General features: G+C 57.5%; 20 protein-coding genes. 10 read left to right on the forward strand and 10 right to left on the reverse strand.

From position 1 onward, the window contains the following. Nucleotides 1–25 precede the first annotated feature (25 nt). The gene (gene lpcA / locus PYW49_RS08990) at nucleotides 26–604 is read right to left on the reverse strand and encodes a D-sedoheptulose 7-phosphate isomerase (RefSeq protein WP_003863232.1); all 579 of its coding nucleotides are present in this window, start codon (nucleotides 602–604) and stop codon (nucleotides 26–28) included. A 239-nt stretch (nucleotides 605–843) separates the two neighbouring features. On the opposite strand from lpcA, the gene fadE reads away from it, so the two are divergent. Continuing rightward, complete coding sequence (gene fadE / locus PYW49_RS08995) at nucleotides 844–3,288, forward strand: acyl-CoA dehydrogenase FadE (RefSeq protein WP_134349034.1); 2,445 nt, start codon at nucleotides 844–846, stop codon at nucleotides 3,286–3,288. A 108-nt stretch (nucleotides 3,289–3,396) separates the two neighbouring features. Next, entirely contained in the window at nucleotides 3,397–4,167 is a 771-nt protein-coding gene (locus PYW49_RS09000; protein WP_134349033.1) for an amidohydrolase, read from the forward strand. Nucleotides 4,168–4,251: 84 nt separating this feature from the next. Here the strand turns inward: PYW49_RS09000 and PYW49_RS09005 are convergent, their stop codons facing one another. The 9 genes from PYW49_RS09005 to PYW49_RS09045 form a co-directional block, all read right to left on the reverse strand. Beyond that, nucleotides 4,252–5,853, reverse strand: coding sequence for a gamma-glutamyltransferase family protein (locus PYW49_RS09005; protein ID WP_320386310.1), 1,602 nt, complete (start codon nucleotides 5,851–5,853; stop codon nucleotides 4,252–4,254). Nucleotides 5,854–5,862: 9 nt separating this feature from the next. Then, complete coding sequence (locus PYW49_RS09010; RefSeq protein ID WP_134349032.1) at nucleotides 5,863–6,738, reverse strand: ABC transporter permease; 876 nt, start codon at nucleotides 6,736–6,738, stop codon at nucleotides 5,863–5,865. Between the two features lie 2 nt (nucleotides 6,739–6,740). Then, the gene (locus PYW49_RS09015; RefSeq protein WP_134349031.1) at nucleotides 6,741–7,682 is read right to left on the reverse strand and encodes an ABC transporter permease; all 942 of its coding nucleotides are present in this window, start codon (nucleotides 7,680–7,682) and stop codon (nucleotides 6,741–6,743) included. 18 nt (nucleotides 7,683–7,700) lie between these two features. Continuing rightward, a complete protein-coding gene (locus tag PYW49_RS09020; RefSeq protein ID WP_320386270.1) occupies nucleotides 7,701–9,215 on the reverse strand; it encodes an ABC transporter substrate-binding protein in 1,515 nt (504 codons plus the stop codon). Nucleotides 9,216–9,217: 2 nt separating this feature from the next. Beyond that, nucleotides 9,218–10,300, reverse strand: a complete 1,083-nt coding sequence (locus PYW49_RS09025) for an ABC transporter ATP-binding protein (RefSeq protein ID WP_320386271.1) — start codon at nucleotides 10,298–10,300, stop codon at nucleotides 9,218–9,220. Then, nucleotides 10,297–11,310 carry an ABC transporter ATP-binding protein gene (locus PYW49_RS09030; protein WP_134349029.1) on the reverse strand — a complete coding sequence of 338 codons (1,014 nt, stop codon included), beginning with the start codon at nucleotides 11,308–11,310 and terminating at the stop codon, nucleotides 10,297–10,299. Before PYW49_RS09030 ends, PYW49_RS09025 begins: the two co-directional genes overlap by 4 nt. After that, nucleotides 11,307–12,026 carry a FadR/GntR family transcriptional regulator gene (locus tag PYW49_RS09035; RefSeq protein WP_108090747.1) on the reverse strand — a complete coding sequence of 240 codons (720 nt, stop codon included), beginning with the start codon at nucleotides 12,024–12,026 and terminating at the stop codon, nucleotides 11,307–11,309. Before PYW49_RS09035 ends, PYW49_RS09030 begins: the two co-directional genes overlap by 4 nt. 337 nt (nucleotides 12,027–12,363) lie before the next feature. Then, nucleotides 12,364–12,741, reverse strand: coding sequence for a hypothetical protein (locus PYW49_RS09040; protein ID WP_320386272.1), 378 nt, complete (start codon nucleotides 12,739–12,741; stop codon nucleotides 12,364–12,366). A 42-nt stretch (nucleotides 12,742–12,783) separates the two neighbouring features. Further along, nucleotides 12,784–14,613, reverse strand: a complete 1,830-nt coding sequence (locus PYW49_RS09045; RefSeq protein WP_320386273.1) for a glycosyl hydrolase family 18 protein — start codon at nucleotides 14,611–14,613, stop codon at nucleotides 12,784–12,786. A gap of 403 nt (nucleotides 14,614–15,016) precedes the next feature. Here PYW49_RS09045 and gspG point away from each other — a divergent pair, with 403 nt between their 5' ends. The 8 genes from gspG to PYW49_RS09085 are packed head-to-tail and all read left to right on the forward strand — an operon-like array spanning nucleotide 15,017 to nucleotide 20,892. Next, on the forward strand, nucleotides 15,017–15,436 hold the full coding sequence (gspG, locus tag PYW49_RS09050; protein ID WP_134349026.1) for a type II secretion system major pseudopilin GspG: 420 nt from the start codon (nucleotides 15,017–15,019) through the stop codon (nucleotides 15,434–15,436). Nucleotides 15,437–15,438: 2 nt separating this feature from the next. Further along, the gene (locus PYW49_RS09055; RefSeq protein WP_134349025.1) at nucleotides 15,439–15,903 is read left to right on the forward strand and encodes a lytic transglycosylase domain-containing protein; all 465 of its coding nucleotides are present in this window, start codon (nucleotides 15,439–15,441) and stop codon (nucleotides 15,901–15,903) included. Beyond that, nucleotides 15,900–17,069: a type II secretion system F family protein gene (locus tag PYW49_RS09060; protein WP_320386274.1), complete on the forward strand. Its 1,170-nt coding sequence runs from the start codon at nucleotides 15,900–15,902 to the stop codon at nucleotides 17,067–17,069. The genes PYW49_RS09055 and PYW49_RS09060 overlap by 4 nt, the downstream gene beginning before the upstream one ends. Beyond that, nucleotides 17,069–18,688, forward strand: a complete 1,620-nt coding sequence (locus PYW49_RS09065) for a GspE/PulE family protein (protein WP_320386275.1) — start codon at nucleotides 17,069–17,071, stop codon at nucleotides 18,686–18,688. The genes PYW49_RS09060 and PYW49_RS09065 overlap by 1 nt, the downstream gene beginning before the upstream one ends. Next, a complete protein-coding gene (locus PYW49_RS09070; RefSeq protein ID WP_320386276.1) occupies nucleotides 18,672–19,388 on the forward strand; it encodes a hypothetical protein in 717 nt (238 codons plus the stop codon). The genes PYW49_RS09065 and PYW49_RS09070 overlap by 17 nt, the downstream gene beginning before the upstream one ends. Continuing rightward, nucleotides 19,366–19,881, forward strand: coding sequence for a hypothetical protein (locus PYW49_RS09075; RefSeq protein ID WP_320386277.1), 516 nt, complete (start codon nucleotides 19,366–19,368; stop codon nucleotides 19,879–19,881). Before PYW49_RS09070 ends, PYW49_RS09075 begins: the two co-directional genes overlap by 23 nt. Further along, complete coding sequence (locus PYW49_RS09080) at nucleotides 19,865–20,383, forward strand: hypothetical protein (protein ID WP_134349020.1); 519 nt, start codon at nucleotides 19,865–19,867, stop codon at nucleotides 20,381–20,383. The genes PYW49_RS09075 and PYW49_RS09080 overlap by 17 nt, the downstream gene beginning before the upstream one ends. After that, nucleotides 20,380–20,892, forward strand: coding sequence for a hypothetical protein (locus PYW49_RS09085; protein WP_134349019.1), 513 nt, complete (start codon nucleotides 20,380–20,382; stop codon nucleotides 20,890–20,892). Before PYW49_RS09080 ends, PYW49_RS09085 begins: the two co-directional genes overlap by 4 nt. Nucleotides 20,893–20,929: the final 37 nt, after the last annotated feature.

Here is a 20,929-nt window from a genome sequence, read left to right on the forward strand (position 1 = left end):
GGCACCAGTGCCCCCCAGCGAAGCCTTACTTAACCATCTCTTTTTCGATCAGCTGGATCAGGATGTGGATCACTTTGATGTGAATTTCCTGAACGCGGTCTGCATAACCGAAATGCGGAACACGAATTTCGATATCCGCCGTACCGTCCATCTTACCGCCATCTTTCCCGGTCAGGGTGATGACTTTCATCCCTTTTTCACGCGCGGCAGCGATCGCTTTGATCACATTAGCGGAGTTACCGGAGGTAGAAATCCCCAGCAGCACGTCGCCTTCACGGCCTACCGCCTCAACGTAGCGGGAAAAGATATGGTCGTAACCGAAGTCGTTGCCTACGCAAGAGATGTGGCTCACGTCGGAAATCGCAATCGCCGGGTAGCCCGGACGGTTTTCACGATAGCGTCCAGTCAGCTCTTCTGCGAAGTGCATGGCGTCACAGTGGGAGCCACCGTTACCGCAGGAGAGCACTTTGCCACCGGCTTTAAAACTGTCAGCCAGCAGGACCGCCGCGCGCTGAATAGCGTGAATATTGGCATCATCTTTCAGAAAGTTAGCCAGCGTTTCCGCCGCTTCGTTCAGTTCGTTACGAATAAGATCCTGGTACATGAGGATAATCCTTCAGTATTGATGAAATAACACAGTGGAGTGTACCGGATAGCGGGAAAAGCGAGAAGCTAAAGCCATACGAATCGCCCGGCGTTTTGTTTTTTCGTGCCGACTAAAACGCGAACAATGTGAACCAGGTTGTAATTATTTTGTAAACACATTGCTAAAGGAAATAACATCAACTACAACCATATCATCACAAGTGGTCAGACCTCCTACAAGCAAGGGAGCTTTTCTTTATGATGATTTTGAGCATTCTCGCAACCGTTGTTCTGCTCGGTGTGTTGTTCTATCACCGCGTCAGTTTATTCCTGAGCAGCCTGATTCTTCTGGCCTGGACCGCTGCACTTGGCGTCGCCGGTCTGTGGAATATCTGGCTTTTAGTCCCTCTTGCCATCATTCTTCTGCCGTTTAACTTTGCCCCGATGCGTAAATCAATGATCTCCGCGCCGGTGTTCAAGGGCTTCCGTAAAGTGATGCCGCCGATGTCGCGTACCGAGAAAGAAGCGATTGATGCGGGCACCACCTGGTGGGAAGGTGACCTGTTCCAGGGCAACCCGGACTGGAAGAAGCTGCATAACTATCCGCAGCCGCGCCTGACCGCTGAAGAACAGGCCTTTATTGATGGCCCGGTGGAAGAAGCGTGCCGTATGGCGAACGACTTTGCCATCACCCATGAAATGGCTGACCTGCCGCCAGAACTGTGGGCATACCTGAAAGAACATCGCTTCTTCGCGATGATCATTAAGAAAGAGTACGGTGGTCTGGAATTCTCCGCTTACGCTCAGGCTCGCGTACTGCAAAAGCTGGCGGGCGTTTCCGGGATCCTGGCGATCACCGTTGGCGTACCGAACTCCTTAGGCCCGGGCGAGCTGCTGCAGCATTACGGTACGGAAGAGCAGAAAGATCATTACCTGCCGCGTCTGGCTCGCGGTCAGGAAATTCCTTGCTTCGCGCTGACCAGCCCGGAAGCAGGCTCCGATGCGGGCGCGATTCCGGATACCGGCGTGGTCTGCATGGGCGAATGGCAGGGCGAGCAGGTGCTGGGTATGCGCCTGACCTGGAACAAGCGTTATATCACTCTGGCGCCAATCGCCACCGTGCTGGGTCTGGCCTTTAAGCTCTCTGACCCGGAAAAACTGCTGGGCGGCGAAGAAGATCTGGGCATTACCTGTGCGCTGATCCCAACCTCTACCCCTGGCGTTGAAATTGGTCGTCGTCACTTCCCGCTGAACGTACCGTTCCAGAACGGCCCAACCCGCGGCCAGGATATCTTTGTGCCGATTGATTACATCATCGGTGGCCCGAAAATGGCCGGTCAGGGCTGGCGTATGCTGGTGGAATGTCTGTCTGTGGGTCGCGGCATTACCCTGCCGTCGAACTCAACCGGTGGTCTGAAGTCCGTGGCGATGGGGATTGGCGCGTACGCCCACATCCGCCGTCAGTTCAAAATCTCCATCGGCAAGATGGAAGGTATCGAAGAGCCGCTGGCGCGTATCGCAGGCAACGCCTACGTGATGGATGCCGCTGCTTCTCTGATTACCTACGGCATTATGCTGGGTGAAAAACCGGCCGTGCTGTCCGCAATTGTGAAGTACCACTGTACCCACCGCGCGCAGCAGTCGATCATTGACGCGATGGATATCGCAGGCGGTAAGGGCATTATGCTCGGCGAAGGCAACTTCCTGGCGCGTGGCTATCAGGGCGCACCGATTGCCATCACCGTTGAAGGGGCAAACATCCTGACCCGCAGCATGATGATCTTCGGTCAGGGGGCAATTCGCTGCCATCCGTACGTGCTCGAAGAGATGGCCGCTGCGCAGAATAACGACGTGGATGCCTTCGATAAGCTGCTGTTCAAACATATCGGTCACGTAGGTAGCAACAAGGTGCGCAGCTTCTGGCTGGGCCTGACGCGCGGTCTTACCAGCGCGACGCCGACCGGCGATGCGACGAAACGTTATTACCAGCATCTTAACCGTCTGAGTGCCAACCTGGCGCTGCTGTCTGATGTCTCGATGGCGGTGCTGGGCGGTAGCCTGAAGCGTCGCGAACGTATCTCTGCCCGTCTGGGCGACGTGCTGAGCCAGATCTTCCTGGCCTCTGCGGTCCTGAAACGCTACGACGACGAAGGCCGTCAGGAAGCTGATCTGCCGCTGGTGCACTGGGGCGTTCAGGATGCAATGTATCAGGCAGAGCAGGCCATTGACGATCTGCTGGCGAACTTCCCGAACCGCTTTGTCGCAGGTGCCCTGCGCGTGGTGATCTTCCCGACCGGTCGTCATCATCTGGCACCGTCTGACAAGCTGGACCATAAAGTGGCGAAGATCCTGCAGGTACCGAGCGCAACCCGCTCCCGTATCGGCCGCGGTCAGTATCTGGCACCGACGCCGCACAACCCGGTGGGTCTGCTGGAAGAGGCGCTGCTGGACGTGATGGCTGCCGACCCGATTCACCAGAAAATTTGTAAGCAGCTGGGCAAAAACCTGCCGTTTACCCGTCTGGACGAACTGGCGAAACAGGCGCTGGCAGGTGGCATTATCAATAAAGATGAAGCTGCTCTGCTGGTGAAAGCCGAAGAGAGCCGTCTGCGCAGTATTAACGTCGATGATTTCGAACCGGACGAGCTGGCGACGCAGCCGGTAAAGCTGCCGGAGAAGCACCGCAAACCTGAAGCGGCATAACGCATTTTGCCTGCACAAACCCCGCCTCGCGCGGGGTTTTTTATTGCCACATTTTCTCGTTATGTCGTGCTACAGTGTCAAAAAGCGGTCGTTTGAGGAGTCTGAATTGTGCCTGGTCTGAAGATTTCTATTTTGCAGCAACCTTTAGTGTGGATGGATGGCCCCGCCAACCTGCGCCACTTCGATCGTCAACTGGAAGAGATTACCGGGCGAGATGTGATTGTCCTGCCTGAGATGTTCACCACCGGCTTCGCCATGGAAGCGGCGACACAGTCGATGCCGCAGGATGAGGTGGTCGCCTGGATGCATACCAAAGCGCAGCAGACGAACGCGCTGATTGCCGGTAGCGCCGCCCTGCAAACCGATCGCGGGCCGGTGAACCGCTTCCTGCTGGTTGAGCCAGAAGGGAAAGTGCATTTCTACGACAAGCGCCACCTGTTCCGCATGGCGGAAGAGCATCATCACTATGAAGCGGGTAACGAGCGCGTAGTGTTTGAGTGGCGCGGCTGGCGTATTCTGCCGCTGGTCTGCTACGACCTGCGCTTCCCGGTATGGTCACGCAACCGCAATGATTACGACCTGGCGCTGTATGTCGCCAACTGGCCTGCGCCGCGTTCTCTGCACTGGCAGTCGCTGCTTGTGGCGCGCGCGATTGAGAACCAGGCATACGTGGTGGGCTGTAACCGGGTAGGCACTGACGGCAACGGGCATCACTATCGCGGCGACAGCCGGGTGGTGAATCCACAGGGCGAAATTATTGCGACTGCCGAGCCGCATCAGGCAACGCGTATTGATGCCGAACTGTCATTGACGGCGCTGCAGGAGTATCGCGAGAAGTTTCCGGCGTGGCAGGATGCGGATCCGTTTAGTATTGGGTGAATAAAGCCGGGTGGCGGCTACGCCGTCCCCGGCCTACAAAAAGCACTGCGTAGGCCCGGTAAGCGCAGCGCCACCGGGCGTTAATTAACTCACCAACGCCTGCCCGTCCTTGCGGCTTTCCGTTGCGGCCACGTAGTGCCCTTCCGGCATACGGTAAATCACCTGCGCCCCGCCAAAGTTGTAATCCTGCAGCGGATCTTCCACCACGATCTGATGTCCGCGCTCGCGCAGCGCCGCGATAGTATTGCGATCGAACGTTGATTCAACGATCACCTCCCTGCCCTGCACCACGCGCCAGCGCGGGGCATCAATTGCCGCCTGCGGGTTTTGCCCGTGCAGCATAATGCGCAGCGCCATCTGCATATGCCCTTGCGCCTGCATCGGCCCGCCCATCACGCCGAAGGACATCAGCGGCTTACCGTTGCCGTCCATCGCAAAGCCCGGAATGATGGTGTGGAACGGACGCTTGCTGCCGGCCAGCGCGTTCGGGTGTTCTGGATCCAGCACAAACCCGCAGCCCCGGTTTTGCAGGCTGATCCCGGTATCCGGCACCACAATGCCTGACCCAAAGCCCATATAGTTGGACTGAATAAACGAGACCATCATCCCGCTGGCATCCGCAGTGCTGATGTAGACCGTGCCGCTCTGCGTCGGGGAACCGTAGACAAAATCAGAGGCGCTATCGTGGTTGATCAGCGCCGCGCGCGACTTCAGATAACGATCGCTAAGCAGCTCTTTCGCCGCGAACGCCATGTGGTCTTCATCCGCCACGTAGCGATCGAGATCCGCCAGTGCCAACTTCATCGCCTCAATGGACAGGTGCAGAGACTGCACGGAATCTGGATGGTGCTTCTCAATGCCGCACTGCTCCAGGATGCCGAGCGCAATCAGCGTGGCGATCCCCTGGCCGTTAGGCGGCAGCTCCTGAACCGAACCGCCCGCGAAGTCGCGCGACAGCAGGTCTACCCAGTCCACGCGATGGTTTGCCAGATCCTCAGCCGTCAGATGTGCGCCGTGCTCTTTGGCGAAGGCGGCAATTTTCTGCGCCAGTTCGCCGCGATAAAACGCGTCACCGTTGGTTTTCGCAATCAGCTCCAGCGAGTTTGCCTGCGCCGGGTTACGGAAGATCTCCCCTACACGCGGGGCGCGGCCTTCCGGTGCGAAGCAGGCGCTAAAGCCCGGCTGATCTTTCAGCTTGTTATAGCCGCGCTGCCAGAGATGCCCAATCAGCGGGGAGACCGGGAAACCATTGCGCGCGTAGTCAACGGCAGGCTGCGCCAGCGTGGTCAGCGGCAGCGTGCCAAAACGTTCTGCCAGGGCCACCCAGCCGGATACCGCACCCGGCACGGTCACCGCGTCCCAGCCAATTTCCGGCACCGCGGTTTTTCCGGCAAACAGATCCGCATGCCAGCTGGCAGGCGAACGACCGGACGCGTTCAGGCCGTGCAGCTTTTCGCCGTCCCAGACGATGGCAAAGGCATCGCTGCCAATCCCGTTGCCGGTCGGCTCGACAACCGTCAGCGCCATCGCGGTGGCAATGGCCGCATCAACGGCATTCCCCCCCAGCTGCAGCATCTTCATGCCCGCCTGTGCCGCCAGCGGCTGAGACGTCGCAACCGCGTTATGGCCCATCATCGGCGGGCGGCGTGAAGCGTAGCCGGAGGTAAAATCAAGCGCTTTGGTCATCATGACTCCTTAGTCGTGGCGCGGATCGAGCGCATCGCGCAGCCCGTCGCCGAGTAAATTAAAGCCCTGCACGGCAAGGAAAATCGCCACGCCGGGGAAAACGGACATCCACGGCGCCTGCTCAAGAAACCCTTTCGCGGTGTTGAGCATTGAGCCCCAGGACGGATTTGGCGGCTGCTGCCCCAGCCCCAAAAACGACAGACTGGCTTCAGCGATAATCGCCGAGGCGATGGCCAGCGTGGCCTGCACCAGGATCGGCGACATCACGTTTGGCAGGATGTATTTGATGATGATCCAGCGATCCGGCAGGCCAATCGCCCGCGCGCCGTCGATGTACTCTTCGTTACGAATGGCGATCACCTGCCCGCGCGTCAGGCGGGCGAAGATCGGCATCGCCGAAAGGCCAATGGCGATCATCGCGTTGGTGAGGCTCGGGCCCAAAAATGCCCCCAGCGCGATCGCCATGATCAGGAACGGACAGGCCAGCAGCGCCTCGATAAAGCGCGAGATCACGCCATCCCACATCTTCTGGAAGTAACCCGCCACCAGCCCCAGCGGCACGCCGATGACTACCGCGATAACAACCGACATACAGCCCGCCATCAGCGAGGTGCGCGCGCCCCAGATAATGCGCGATAAGATGTCGCGCCCCAGCTCGTCGGTGCCGAACCAGTACATCGCCGACGGCGCCTTGCGCACCGCAAGGAAGTTGGCTTTAACCGGGTCGAACGGGGCGATCCACGGCGCCAGCAGCGCCACCAGCACAAAGAAGCCCACCACCACCGCGCCAATCACCGCGCTTTTATTGGCGAGGAATTTCTTCAGCACCCGGTTTTGCGCGCGCGGTAGCGCGGGCGCAACGGTTTGAGTGGTCAGTTCCGCCATGATTAACCTCGCATTTTCGGGTTGATAAGGACGTAGAGCACGTCGGCCAGCAGGTTCAGCATCAGAAAGCCGATCGCCACGATCAGCACTACGCCCTGCACCACCGCATAGTCGCGGTTAAATACCGAATCGACGATCATCTTGCCGAAGCCCGGAATGGTGAAGACCTGCTCGGTCAGCACCGCGCCGCCCAGCAGCTCGCCGAACAGCAGCGTGGTGAGGGTGATCACCGGCACCAGCGCGTTGCGAAACGCGTGCTTTAAGATCACCGCTTTCGGCAATAGCCCCTTGGCCCGCGCGGTGCGGATGTAGTCCGCCTTCAGTACCGCAATCATCGACGCGCGGGTATGGCGCATCAGCGTCGCCGCCAGACCGGTTCCGAGCACGGCAGCGGGCAGCAGTAACGTACGCAGGTTCTGAAGCGGATCTTCACTGAACGGCACATAGCCAGACGCGGGCAGCCATTGCAGGTTCACCGAGAAGACCAGAATCAGCAGGATCCCCAGCCAGAAGTGGGGAATCGAGATCCCCGAGATCGCCACAAAGTTTGCCCCGTGATCGACCCAGCTGTTTTTGTTCACCGCGGCGAGGATCCCCATGCTGATGCCGAACACCAGCGCGATGATCATCGCCAGCAGCGACAGCTCCAGCGTGACCGGCAGCTTGCTGGCAATAAGCTGCGTTACCGGTTCATGCGTGCGTAAGGAGACGCCCAGATCGCCCTGCAGCGCGCGCGTCAGCCAGTTGAAATACTGCACGGGGATCGGCGCATCGAGGTTCAGCTCCGCACGCAGCTGGGCGATGACCGCCGGATCGCGCTCCTCCCCGGCCATGGCGATTAGCGGGTCACCGGGCAGCAGCTTTTGCAGCCCGAAGACCATCATGCTCACCAGCAACAGCGTTGGGACGGCCAGCAGCAGACGTTTGCAAATCAGTTCCAGCATGGGCTCTCCTCAGGACGTTTATTTCGCCAGCGTCAAACCGGCCAGACGCACGATGCCGTCCGGATAAGGCTTAAAGCCCTGCACTTTCTTGTTCAGGCCAAAAATGCGCGGCTCGAAGTAGAGGTAGGCAATCGGCATATCGGTCTGCAGCTGCTTCACCACTTTGTCGTACAGCGGCTGGCGTGCGGCCTGGTCGGTGCTCTGGCGCGCCTGGGTCAGCCACTCATCGACCTGCGCGTTGCTGTAGCGACCGTCGTTCAGGGTGCCTTTGCTGTTGATAAAGCCGTAGATGCTGCCGTCCGGATCCGGGCGACCCGACCAGCCGGAGAAGCTCAGCTGATAGTCACCGCTCTGCTGGCGATCCAGCAGCGTGGCGAATTCGGTCATCTGCAGGTTCAGGGTAAAGCCAGCCTCTGCCACCATAGCCTGAAGCACCTGGCCTACCTGCTGAGAGGTTGGGTTGTTCGGCACCAACAGATTGACGGTCAGTGGCGTGCTCACGCCTGCGGCTTTCAGCAAGGCTTTGGCTTTGTCGACGTCGCGCGGCGGCACCGGCAGGTTGACGTGATACGGGCTGACCGGCGAAAACGCCTGGTTTGCCGGGGTGTAAAGCCCTTCAAAGACCACCTGGTTTAACGCATCGCGGTCGATGGCCTGAGAAAACGCCTCGCGCACGCGGGCATCTTTGAACGGATCGTTGGCGGGTACCTTGCCGTTATTGATATTAAAGGTGATCCCCTGATAGCCCAGGCCCGTCACCTTCGCCAGCGCCAGCTTGCTGTCGGCTTCGACGGTTTTGACGTCGCTGGCGGCGATGCCTTCAGTCAGGTCGAGATCGCCCGCGCGCAGGTTAGCCAGGCGCACGGAAGCATCCGGGATCGGCAGATAGATAATTTTGTCGAAGTGGTAGGCGTCTTTGTTCCAGTAGTTGTCGAAACGGGTCAGAACAATGCGGTCCTGCGACACGCGGCTGTCGAATTTATACGGGCCGGAACAGACCGGATGAGCGGCAAAGTCAGGCTTTTTCGCCGCTTCGGGGGCCATCATTGCCCCGGCGCGGTCGGTGAGCTGCATCAGCAGCGCGGCATCGGGCGTTTTCAGGTGCAGGGCAATCTGCATCGGGCCGGTGACGACAATCGACTCCACCGACGAGATCTCGCTTTTACGCAGAGAGCCTTTCATGGTCAGGGCGCGGTCGAGGTTGTATTTCGCTGCAGCGGCATCGAATTTCTCACCGTCGTGGAAGGTAACCCCTTCACGCAAATTGAGCGTCAGGGTTTTACCGTCGTCACTCCACGCCCAGTCTTTGGCCAGACCGGGTACGACCTTCAGATTTTCATCCACATCCACCAGCCTGTCACACAGGGAGGCAAACACGAAGCGGCCATAGTAGGTGCGCGCCAGATGCGGGTCGAGCATGTCCGGGTCTGCGCCCAGACCAATACGCAGCACGCTTTCAGAATGGGCGGGCAGCGCCGCGCCAAGCAACATAACACTTCCCAGTACGGTCAAAAGAGAATTACGCATTGTCATTATCATGAGTTCCTTGAAGGAAGGGACGAGTGAGTGGCCGCGTGTTCAAACAGCGCGCGGCGGCGCAGAAAAGCGGCGGATGGCGGTGCGATCTGGATAACGCTGCGATCGCGGTTAATCTCCTGCCAGCGGTGGCAGGCAACCTGACGTCCGCCGTCGAGCACCTGATTGATCGGCTCGACCTGGCGGCATTCATCGGTGACGTACGGGCAGCGGGTGTGGAAACGGCAGCCGGACGGTGGGTTAGCCGGGTTCGGCAAATCGCCCTGCAGCAGCAGTGCGTCGCGTTCCACGCCGGGCTGCATCTGCGGCGCCGAGGCGATCAGCGCCTGAGTATAGGGGTGCAGCGGCGCGTCAAAAATCTCGTCGACGGTGGCAAGCTCGACGATTTGCCCGAGGTACATCACCGCCACGCGGTCGCTCATATGGCGGATAACCGCCAGACCGTGGGCGACAATCACCATCGTCAGGCCGAACTGATGCTTCAGGCTTTCAAGCAAGTTGACCACCTGCGCCTGCACGGAGACGTCCAGCGCGGATACAGGCTCATCGCCCAGCAGCAGTTTCGGCCCCGAAGCCAGCGCGCGCGCAATGCCGATACGCTGGCGCTGCCCGCCGGAAAACTCGTGCGGATAGCGTCCGGCCCAGGCGGCGGGCAGGCCAACGGTCTTAAGCAGCTCGGCGACGCGATACTGACGATCGGCTTTTTTCATGTTCTGGTGCAGCCACAGCGGCTCGCCAACGATCTGCTCCACCGTCATGCGCGGGTTGAGCGAGGCAAAGGGATCCTGGAAGATAATTTGCAATTCACGCCGGAGCTGGTTGAGGCGAGCCCCCGATGCATGCGTGATCTCCTCCCCCTGGTAAAACACGCGCCCTTCACTGGCTTCCAGCAGACGCAGCAGCAGACGACCGAGAGTAGATTTTCCTGAACCCGACTCCCCCACTATCGCCAGCGTTTCGCCCGGCATCACGGCAAGCGAAACGCGATCGACCGCCGTGACAAACCGGGCCGGGGTAAAGAGTTTTTTGGGGCCAGGGAACAGCTTGCTAAGGTCGCGGGCTTCAAGAATGGGCGTAGTCATGCGGTCTCTCCCAGGGCAATGTGGTGTTCGAGCGGCACGCGGAAGCAGGCAACCTGATGACCGGTTCCAGGCGTAGCGAGCTGCGGTTTTTCATCATGGCAGCGCGCCTGCGCAAAGGGGCAACGGGTGGCAAAACGGCAGCCTTTCGGCATGGATTCCGGCAGCGGCACCGATCCGGGAATGGTGGAAAGCGGGCCTTTACGTGCGCCCAGAGAGGGGATCGACCCCATCAGGCCGATGGTGTAAGGGTGCTGCGGGTCGGCAAAGATGGCCTCCACGCTTCCCTGCTCCACCACCTGCCCGGCATACATCACCGCCACCTGCTGGGCGACTTCTGCCACCACGCCTAAATCATGGGTGATCATCAGCACCGCCGTGCCCGTTTCTTCTTTAAGGGTGTTGAGCAAGGCGAGAATTTGCGCCTGGATGGTGACGTCGAGCGCGGTAGTGGGTTCGTCCGCAATCAGTAATTTGGGGTGGTTAATCAGCGCCATGGCAATCATCACGCGCTGGCGCATTCCGCCGGATAGCTGGTGAGGGTACGCTTTCAATCTCATCTCTGCGGCCGGGATCTGTACCTTCTCGAGGATCTGCAGCGCGACCTTCATCGCCTCTGCGCGCGAGACGTTCTGGTGTCGCATTACCGCTTCGCTAAGCTGATCGCCCAGCGTAAACGCCGGGTTAAGCGAGGTCATGGGCTCCTGGAAAATCATCGCCAGCTCGCTGCCGCGCAGATCGGCATATTCCCGCGGCGAGAGCTTGCGCAGATCGTGACGGCGAAACTGCATCTCCCCGCTGACAATCTGCGCGCTGGCAGGCAACAATCCCATCAGCGCCAATGAGGTGATACTTTTCCCGCAGCCTGACTCCCCCACCAGCGCCAGCGTTTCGCCCGCTTTGACCGTCAGGGAAATGCCGTCCAGTACGCTCACCGGAGAGCCGGAAAATTTGACGTTGAGATTATTCAGCCGCAGTACAGGCGTGGAATCCTTAAACGGGATCGTCGTCATAGCGTGAAGTCGTCCTCAAGGTGGATAGCATGAATCAGGGCGGTTTGCAGGCTAAGCAGGTGTTCGCGCATGGCGGCCGCTGCCTCGTTAGGCTGGCGATGGATAATCGCAGACATGATCTTGTGATGGTGGTCGTTATAGCTATCGACACGTTCGGGCGTGCGGGCTAATTCACGCAGATGCTGCCAGCCCGGTTCACGTCTGACGGCATCAATGGCATCAAACAGGCCGAGCATCAGGCGATTACCCGCCGCTTCCGCAATCGCGCGGTGAAAGGCGCTATCCCACAGTTCGTTGAGATCGCGGTCATCCGGGCTGACCTTATCAATGCGTTCCAGCATGCGCTGCATAAGCGCGAGGTTTTCCCTGGTGGCACGCAGTGCCGCAAGCCGGGCTAAGCCGGGTTCGAGCTGTAGGCGAGCTTCCATCACTTCCAGAAGGTTGGTTTGCTGAACCAATCCCTGAAGGGCCAGGGGTTCAACAGGTGCCGCCGGACCGATAAACGTCCCTTTGCCCTGCTTACGCCAGATGCGCCCCTCTTCTTCCAGCACATCCAGCGCACGACGCACTTCACGTCGTCCTACGCCGAGAGTCTCCGATAGCTCACGTTCTGTGGGCAGCGGAGTGCCTGGTGTTGACTCGTGCTGGTTGATTAGCCCGCGCAGCTGTTCAAGCGCGGTGCTGGAATTTGCCAGAAACCGTGACGGTTTTTCCATATTGGTTCGCTCGCTTTCATCATTACTTTATTTTTATTAACGATAAGCTATTGATATGACGTTCTACTTACCGTGTTAATGATTAAGCAATAAACGAACCAATCTTTCATTGGTTCATGAATCTTTTGGAAAAAGAATAAGAAATTAACGGGTTACAGCAATACGTTGTTACAAATGTAGCCGATGCCGGAAGCTGGCATCTGAGAAAAAGAACATAAAACGCACAACCATAGTGCAAATAACGCACTATTGTTGTGCAAATGTTAATTAAATGCACCATTTTAAGCAACATTGCATTAACAAAAAGTAATACAAGTCTTGTACCGGTCGTATTCACTTAATGGTTTAGCACCAGCCGGTGCGGTACATCCGATGAGGGCAGATGAATAATCACCTCTTTCTGTAACGGCAAATGGTGCGGACACGCGCCCATTACCTGCAGCGTCTCGCCCGGTAAAATGGTGTCGGTATGCAGCATTAACCCCATCTCATCGGGCATCAACACGATCGACTTTTTAAGGTGAACCGCGGTTGTACCGGTGTTGGTAACCATCAGTTTGTCCCCTTTTGCCAGCCATACCAGCGTCTTCCAGTTTTGTTTTTCTGCGACATGCTGTTGCGCAGCCTGAAGGGCCTGCGCATTCGCCATCTGCGTGAGCGGAGCGGAAAATAGTACAATCAACGGCACGGCAATCAGCGTCCTTAACATCATCACTCTGGCTCCTGAAAATGGCCCCCATGCGAGGGCCGTGAAAGATTAAGGGACAGGCTGCCACAGCGCCGGAGCCATAGAAGGCGCCCAGTGAGCCATAGAAGGATGAGCCTGCAGGCAGCGATACTGCTTGCCTTCATACGTCACCACCTCTCCCACTTTGTAGTTCACACCGACTTTCCACTCGCCTTCTGGCCCAGGTGTCACCGTCCCTTCGTCCGTCGTGGCCTTGAGTGGCGCACTCGCCTGCGACTGACCTTTGGCGTTTTCTGCGATCACCTGATAGATGTAGGTCGTGCCCGCGCGCAGGCCTGTGTCGTAAATCTGCGTACCTTTCTCGATAAGCAGCTCCTTCCCGTCGCGCAGTACGCGGTATTTCTCCGCCTTGTCTACCGCATTCCATTTCACCGTCAGGCTGTTTTCCGTCTTCGAAACCACCGCCAGTCCAGTTGGCTGACCTGGGAGCCCTTCATCAACGACAATGGTCTTCACCTCAACCACATTACTGCTTTTTGAGATATTGCCTGCCGCATCACGCGCTTTCACGAAATAGTGGTAGGTCACGCCACTGGTAACCACATCGTTATCGGTCCAACTGAGACCCGTTGAGGTACCGACCTGAGCGTCATCACGGTAGATGTCATATCCCGTCACCCCTACCTCATCTTCGGATGCATTCCAGCCGAGGGTGATTGTTGTATTGTTTTCCAACACCTTGAGTTTCGTCGGCTCGGTAGGTGCAACAGTATCTACCGGGCGATCGGGCGACATCAGATCGGCGCGCTCTTTCATTTCATTGAAGTAGTCAACCTGCTGCGGCATGGACATCTGTTGGTCGTTTGCACCCAGTGTCCAGATAAAGAATCCGCCATAGCCTTTCTCCGCCTGCCAGCCCGCACGGTTTACGTTGTTCTGTCGGCTCTCAACAAAACGCCCTTCGGGTCCCCACTGGGAGTTGATGGTCTGACCGAGAACGATTTTGCTTTTATCACCCACCGCGCGGGCGTAGTTGGCCATCGCCACGTCATACTTAAAGCGCGGGCCGGCGTCATAGGCCATGACGTTGAAGAAATCGAAAACGTTTTTCCCCTGAGTCAGCAGCGGCAGCACTTCACCGTGGTGTGAAGAGCGAGCGGTCTCAACGAAGGAGCAATTCTCTGTTACCGCACTGTTGGAGCAGTCTTCCGGGTCAGCGCCAACGTGATAGGTAGTCAGACTCAGCAGTTTTTTACTGCCAGCGGCATTGAGCTTGTTACGAACCCGTTCAGCCAGATCCAGTAAGTTTGCATTCTCCTGCGGCGTCACGCGTTCTGATTTTTCGAAGTCAAAATCGATGCCATCAAGCTGAACCGTACCGGCCTTTTGGTAGAGCGTCATATCACACTTGCCCTCCCAGTTGGTGCCCAGACATTCGCCGACCATCTCTTCCGGCTTCAAATTCTTTTTATAAACCGGGAAGTTGGTGTTCAGCAGATTCACTAGATTCTGCGCCAGCGTTTCACGCGTTTGTTCGTTATTCAGGTAGGCCCACATGGATGAATACGTTTCACCGCCGAGCGCCAGCATCATTTTTTTCTCAGGCTGCGCCTGCTTCAGCTGGCTCCAGACCACATAGGCTGGCGCATTGATGTACCACGGATCATATTGCGGTACAGCAACAATATTATCTGAACTGGAAATTTTACCGCTTGCGTCCCAGCCGCCAAATGAAAGCAGGAAGGTATCAGCTTTCACCTCTTTCATATCTTCAACCAGCCCCGGCTGAATATTGCCCCAGGAGGTAAGATAGGTGACTGCTCGAGGTGCCTGCGCCGCGAAAGCCGATTGCGCCATTAATGCGCTACCAATTAACAGAGATAATGTGAGTTTTTTCATCAAAGTTCCTTATCGCTTTGTGATGATAGTCCTGTGGATTACCTCTCAAATTGTCTTTTTTTTTAGCGCTAAGATCGTTGGGGATAAAAGAGAAGAGAGTCAGGAAACCGTCCGCATTAAATAAGAAATATCTTTTGCTAAAAAAGTCCGCGCCATTTATATTTATTCCGCCGCAGGACATCTGCCATTATTTACACATACGAAATCAATCAGAGATATCTCCCGTATTTATAATAAATTCCTCAACGACAAATCGAGAAAATTCTCGCATCCTGTAAGACGCTTCTTTATTTAACTTTCCCATCTTCACTACTTAAAAAAGATGGCATACCTATGTGCCCACGCTTTTTTCAGGGAAAATTCAGAAATTAATCACAACTTATATCCAATAAGGACGCTCTCAATGAAATACGCAACAAACGTGATGCGAAAACAGGGTGGTTTCACCCTGCTTGAATTGCTGGTCGTACTGATGATTATTGCGCTGCTGGCAGGGTTTGTCGGACCTAAGGTCTTCTCCAATGTCGACTCGGCTAAAGAGAAAACCGCTGCCCGACAGATGCGCTCACTTGCTGAGGCACTAGGGCAATATCGCCTCGACACCGGCAGTTATCCAAGTGAAACGCAAGGGCTGAAAGCACTGACCGAGAAACCGTCCAACGTGCAAAACTGGAATGGCCCTTATCTCAGCCAGCATGTGCCGTTAGACCCCTGGGGAAATCCCTATCAGTTTCATAACCCCTCGCGGACAAAAGACGCCATTAATGAAGTCGAAATTACTTCCGGTGGTAAAGACGGTAAGCCTGTCACGTACGGATTCTGAAAATGCTACGCCTGTCCTTATATTCGCTGTTTATCTTCAGCGTATTTTCCTGCCGTGCCGATTGCTGGCAAATGGCAGGAGAACGTTACGGCATTGAGCCAGAGCTATTACAGGCGATAGCGATAGTGGAATCCAACGGCGATACCCGAGCCATCAACAAAAACCGTGATGGCTCAATGGATGTCGGTCTGATGCAAATCAACAGCATTCACTTCGATACGCTACGTAAATTTCGTATTAGTCAAAAAGATCTGCTTAACGATCCTTGCCAAAGTGTCATGACCGGCGCCTGGATCCTGGCAGGTCAAATCCAGCGCTTTGGTTATACCTGGGACGCTGTGGGGGCTTATAACGCCGGAACGGCAAATACCCCGCAGCGCCGCGCGCTTCGTCAACAATATATAAAAAAAGTGGCTCCGCATTATGCCCGCCTTAAAAGGCAGAGCCATACACTGTCGCCAAAATGAAACCATATATCGTCACCATCCTCCAGGGGGGGAAACGCGTCAATCAGACCGTGCTTGCCGCGTCACCTGATGATGCCAGCGCCCGCATTATTGCCAGCGGCGGCATTGTTTTACAGGTGCAGGAACGCCCCGCCCGTAAGGAGAAACGCTTTCCATTAAATCTGTTTTTGCAGGAGCTTATCGCCCTGCTGGAGGCCGGGCTGGTCGTGGTCGAGGCCGTCGAAGCGCTGCGCGAAAGTAGCCGCGACGGTGGCACCTCGCTGGTCCTGGATACGCTGGTTAAAAAGCTCTACGAAGGGGCACAGCTGTCTCACGCCATGATGGCGTTACCTGCGCTATTTCCACCTCTGCTGATTAATACCGTTGCCTCTTCAGAGCAAACCGGACACTTACCCGAAGCGCTGAAGCGTTTTCAGTTTTACGAATCCAGAATGGAAATTCTGCGCAAGCGGATTAAATCAACCCTGCTCTACCCGACAATTGTGCTCTCCGCCGGGGGAGCGATTCTGTTCTTTCTGCTCGGCTTTATTATTCCGCGATTTTCCGTGGTGTTTGATGGAATGAAGAACCCGTCCGCCAGCGCGCAGCTAATCCTCTGGTGGGGGCGCCTGACGCAGAGTCACGGTTCACTTCTGCTGGCCGGATGTGCGGTAGCGGTCGCAGGCATCGTGATGGCAGTTCGTAGCCCGCGCCTGCGCCAGCGAGCGCTCGGTGTGTTGCTACGCATTCCTGCGTTACGCCAGCAGCATCAGCTTTCAGTGCTGGTGCGTTTCTACCGCACGCTGGGCCTGCTGTTGCAGGGCGGCCTTCCCGCGCCTGATGCATTAATGCTGAGCCGGGAAATCCTGCCCACCAGCCATCGGCAGCAGGTTGAACAGGTTATCCGCGACGTCGCCGCCGGTGAGTCGCTATCCCGCATGCTGGAAGCCCAACAGATGACGACTCCGGTCGCCAGCCGCCTGCTCCAGGTCGGCGAACGCAGCGGTGAACTGCCTGCGATGTGCGAGCGGATCGCGGCTTTTTATGATGAATCGCTGGAACGCGCGATTGAAACCTTTAGCAAAATTTTTGAACCGATTCTGATGATGGTCGTTGGCGGCATCGTTGGGCTCGTCGTGTTTTTACTGTACATGCCCATTTTTGAACTGGCAGGAGGATTGCAATAATGTCTCACTCACCATCTGTAGAACCCCTTTTCGACCTGCCAGAAGAGCAGCGCCTTCAGGCACTGGCGGAACTGCTGGACAGTATTCCCGACGCGTTAGAAGGCGCCGCCGAAGCCCTGGGGCTTACGCCGCTCTCACCCGCACTCCTTGTCGACGGTGAAGAGGATTTCAATAGCGTACCGCTGACCGAATCCCTCAGTCAGCGTGCACTGCCGCTGCGTGTTAACGGTCAACTCCACGTTGCGCTGGGCGATCCGTTTTCGCTGGCTCTACGCCAGTGGGCCTATAACATGAACGCCCTTCCCGCGCTGGCCCCACTTTCCCGGCTCAACGCCCGGCTTGATGAACTGGCAAAACAACAACGCACGCTCGATCAGTTAGAGCAGCAACAGAGTGACGAGAATAAAGAGGCGCGATGGCTGGAGATAACCCCTGCGGCCATCGCCAGCGAACCCCATGCCGTCATTAAGCTGGTCAACGCCACGCTATTTGATGCCCTGCAAAGCCGCGCCAGCGATATTCATCTTTGCGCCGTAGCAGACGGGCTAATGGTGAAGTACCGCATCGATGGCGTCTTGCATAGCATTCGCCACTGCGCCGGGCTTCAGCAGGCGGAACAGGTTATCTCCCGTCTTAAAGTATTAAGCTGCATGGACATTTCCGAGCGACGCACGCCTCAGGACGGACGCTTTAAGGCGTTAATCCTCCAGCGTCCCGTTGATTTTCGCGTCTCCATTATGCCGGGGGTCTACGGTGAGGATGCCGTGCTGCGCGTGTTGGATAAATCTCACGATCAGAACCTGCGTCTGGAGACGCTCGGCTTTGATGAACACACGCTGGATGCCATTCGTCAGTTGACCCATCTGCCCCACGGCATGGTGCTCGTGACCGGGCCAACGGGAAGCGGGAAATCCACCACCCTCTACTCGGCACTCAGCGAACTCAACAGCGGCGAATGCAAAATCATCACCATTGAAGATCCCGTGGAGTATCAGCTCAACAGCGTACTGCAAATTCCGGTAAACGATAAAAAAGGGCTCACCTTCGCCCGTGGGTTGCGTGCCATTTTGCGTCACGACCCGGACATCATCCTGGTGGGTGAGATCCGCGATGGCGAAACCGCCGGCATTGCCGTCCAGGCAGCGCTCACCGGCCACGTCGTGCTCTCCTCGGTTCACGCCAACGATGTCTTTAGCGTCCTGGAACGTTTTTTATATATGCAGGTAGAACCCGCCAGCCTGATCACCGCTCTCAACGGCGTGGTGGCGCAGCGGCTGGTACGCCAGATCTGCCCGGACTGCATTGATGACGCCACGCCCGCAGATGATCTTCTCGCGGCGTGGCAATCCGGCCCGCTGCAGCAGCTTTCCCCCCGCTGGCGACGAGGCCGGGGCTGCGATACCTGCCGCGACAGCGGTTATCGCGGCAGGCTGGCGCTGGCGGAAGTGTTGCATTTCAGCGACGCGATGAAAGAGGCGATGCTGGCCCGCTCGCCCCGCCGCAAATTAAAGGAAGTGGCGCTGAATGACGGTTTTGTTCCGCTCTCGACCATCGCGTTGCGCGCCGTGGTCGAAGGCAAAACCACCTGGGAGGAGGTGAATCGTGTTATCACTCACTAATACCTGGCAGTGCGACATCTGGCCCCATGCCGTGCGATTGCGCCGCAACAATATGGTGATCGCCACGCATGAACGCCAGCCCGATGCCCCCCTTGAGGCCGCGCTCGAAACGCTACTGCGCCTGCGTCCGTCCGTCTTACCCTGGCGTGATGCGGTGGAATTTCACCTCGATACCGACGATCTGACGTTTTTAATTCAGCTCTGGCATGACGGCGTAACCACACCGCAGGAGCTGCTCCAGCTTGCCCGGCAGCAGGCGGTTCATCGCGTGAGTCCTCCCGTCGAGTGGCAGGTACGCTTTGAGACCCTTGACTGGCAGCAGTCGGCGATGGCCGCCTGCCTGAAACAATCTTGCTGGCAAATGCTTGGCGCGCTGGCGCGCAGGGAGCGGCTGCGTTTTCGCGGTGTTATCACCCCGTTTCAAAAGCTGTTTAACCACTTCAGCCACGCACTACCGGAAAACGGCCTGTTTGTGGCAATGAGTCCCCACCATAGCCGGATTGCCAGCCGTCAGCATCACAACTGGCGCGACGTCTGGACGCTCACTCTGCCACAGCAGGAGATGGACGCCCAGTTGCGGGTTATCGCCCGGCTAAGCGGAATGCGGGATTGTCCTGGCTACGTCATTCATACCGACGGTGAGCACCATCAGGAATTAGCGCTACAGGAGAGACCACATGACACCGCTGTTTACGCGTAACTCCCCGTGGGCCTCACGCGCGTTGTTATTAACCAGCCTCCTCTGTGTACCGCTCGCCGTCACCGTGACGTATGGCCTGCTCCAGCACCAGCACCTTGAGCTACAGACGTCCCGGGCGCAGCAGCAGCTTGCAGAACGTCAGCAGGTGCTGCGCCAGTTGCGTGAAGCCGAACAGCGGCGATTGCGTCTGTCTCAGCAACTGCAGGCCGTTCCACCGGCCATCAAACTGCTGGACAACATCGGCAGCGTACTGACGCCCGATATTGCGCTCCTGAGCATTGAAGTCACTGCCAGCAAATACGACGCGCGCCTCACGGTGGCTGCCAGCAATCTTGACGCCCTGCTCGCCTTTAGCGAGCGACTACAGCAGTTACCCGCGCGCGTGGTGCTGGAAAACCATCGCCAGTCGGCGCAGGGCGATCCTGCCTGGCCGATTAACGCGGTGCTCGACGTCAACGTTACGGCGGAGGAGCAGCATGCGGTTTCAGAATAAGTCCGCCGTATTGCGCTGGCAGGCCGCATTGCTTGCCGGACGCATCGGAACGATCCCGCTGTTGCTCACCGGGCTGCCCGCAGGGTTGCTGGTGTTGTGGCTTGGGGCTGTCCGGCCGCACACCATTCAGCTGCAGGAGAACCTTGCCCGGATCCATGCACAGCTACAGACCGCGCTGCCACTGGATAAACAACAGCCTGAACTGCAAAGCCGCATCAGCCCTGGAGAATATCAGCAGGTAAGGCTCCTTTTTACCCAGTTCAGGAGCCGCGGGCTGAAGGTCGACGCCAGTCGCTATCAGCTGGAAAAAGACGACGGCAAAACGGCGCTACGTCTGGATATTCCGCTGCGCGGTGAATATCTGCCGCTGGTTGACGCACTGGAGCAGCTCAGTCGCACCTTGCCGTTACGCATTGAGCAGCTAAGCCTGCGCCGCGCAGGCCCATCGGACACCCAGCTCAGCGCCACCGTACAACTTCGTCTGTTGAAGGAGTCGCCATGAAACTGCCGCGCTATTTACAGCTGGCGCTGGTGCTGACCGCCGGCGCGACGATCTGGAGTCTGGTTGCCGGGGAAGAGGTGTCGCAAGCGCCGCACCAGGTGCAGCCTGTCTCGCGCCCACGGCCCGCACCGGCAAAACAGGAGACGGCGCACTCAACGCGCATCGATCTCTTTTCAACACTGCGTAACAGAGCGCAAGACGCGGCAGAAAAAAAGCCGGAAAGCGAGCGGGCAGAAAAGGCGCAACCTGCCGCGCCGCCGCTACCGCTACAGGTACTTGGTGCCTGGTGGGAAAACCGTCAAAGGATCATTGTGCTGACGGATGGCAAAGAGACCTGGCCGGTGTGCGAACGCTGTAAAGCAGACGGCAAGATCTGGATCGGCAGTTCGCCGATCGACGACTGGATGTTAAAAGCGGTGGCGAACGACCACCTCCTGTTTGAATGGCAGCCCAGCCATATCCAGCAACGCCTGGAACTGGATGAGCTGCAATCGGAACCGACACACTAATTATGAAGAAAATAATTGCTCTCACTTTTTTGTTGTC

Origin of the sequence: Enterobacter chinensis (assembly GCF_034008295.1) — a bacterium.
GTDB lineage: Bacteria > Pseudomonadota > Gammaproteobacteria > Enterobacterales > Enterobacteriaceae > Enterobacter > Enterobacter chinensis.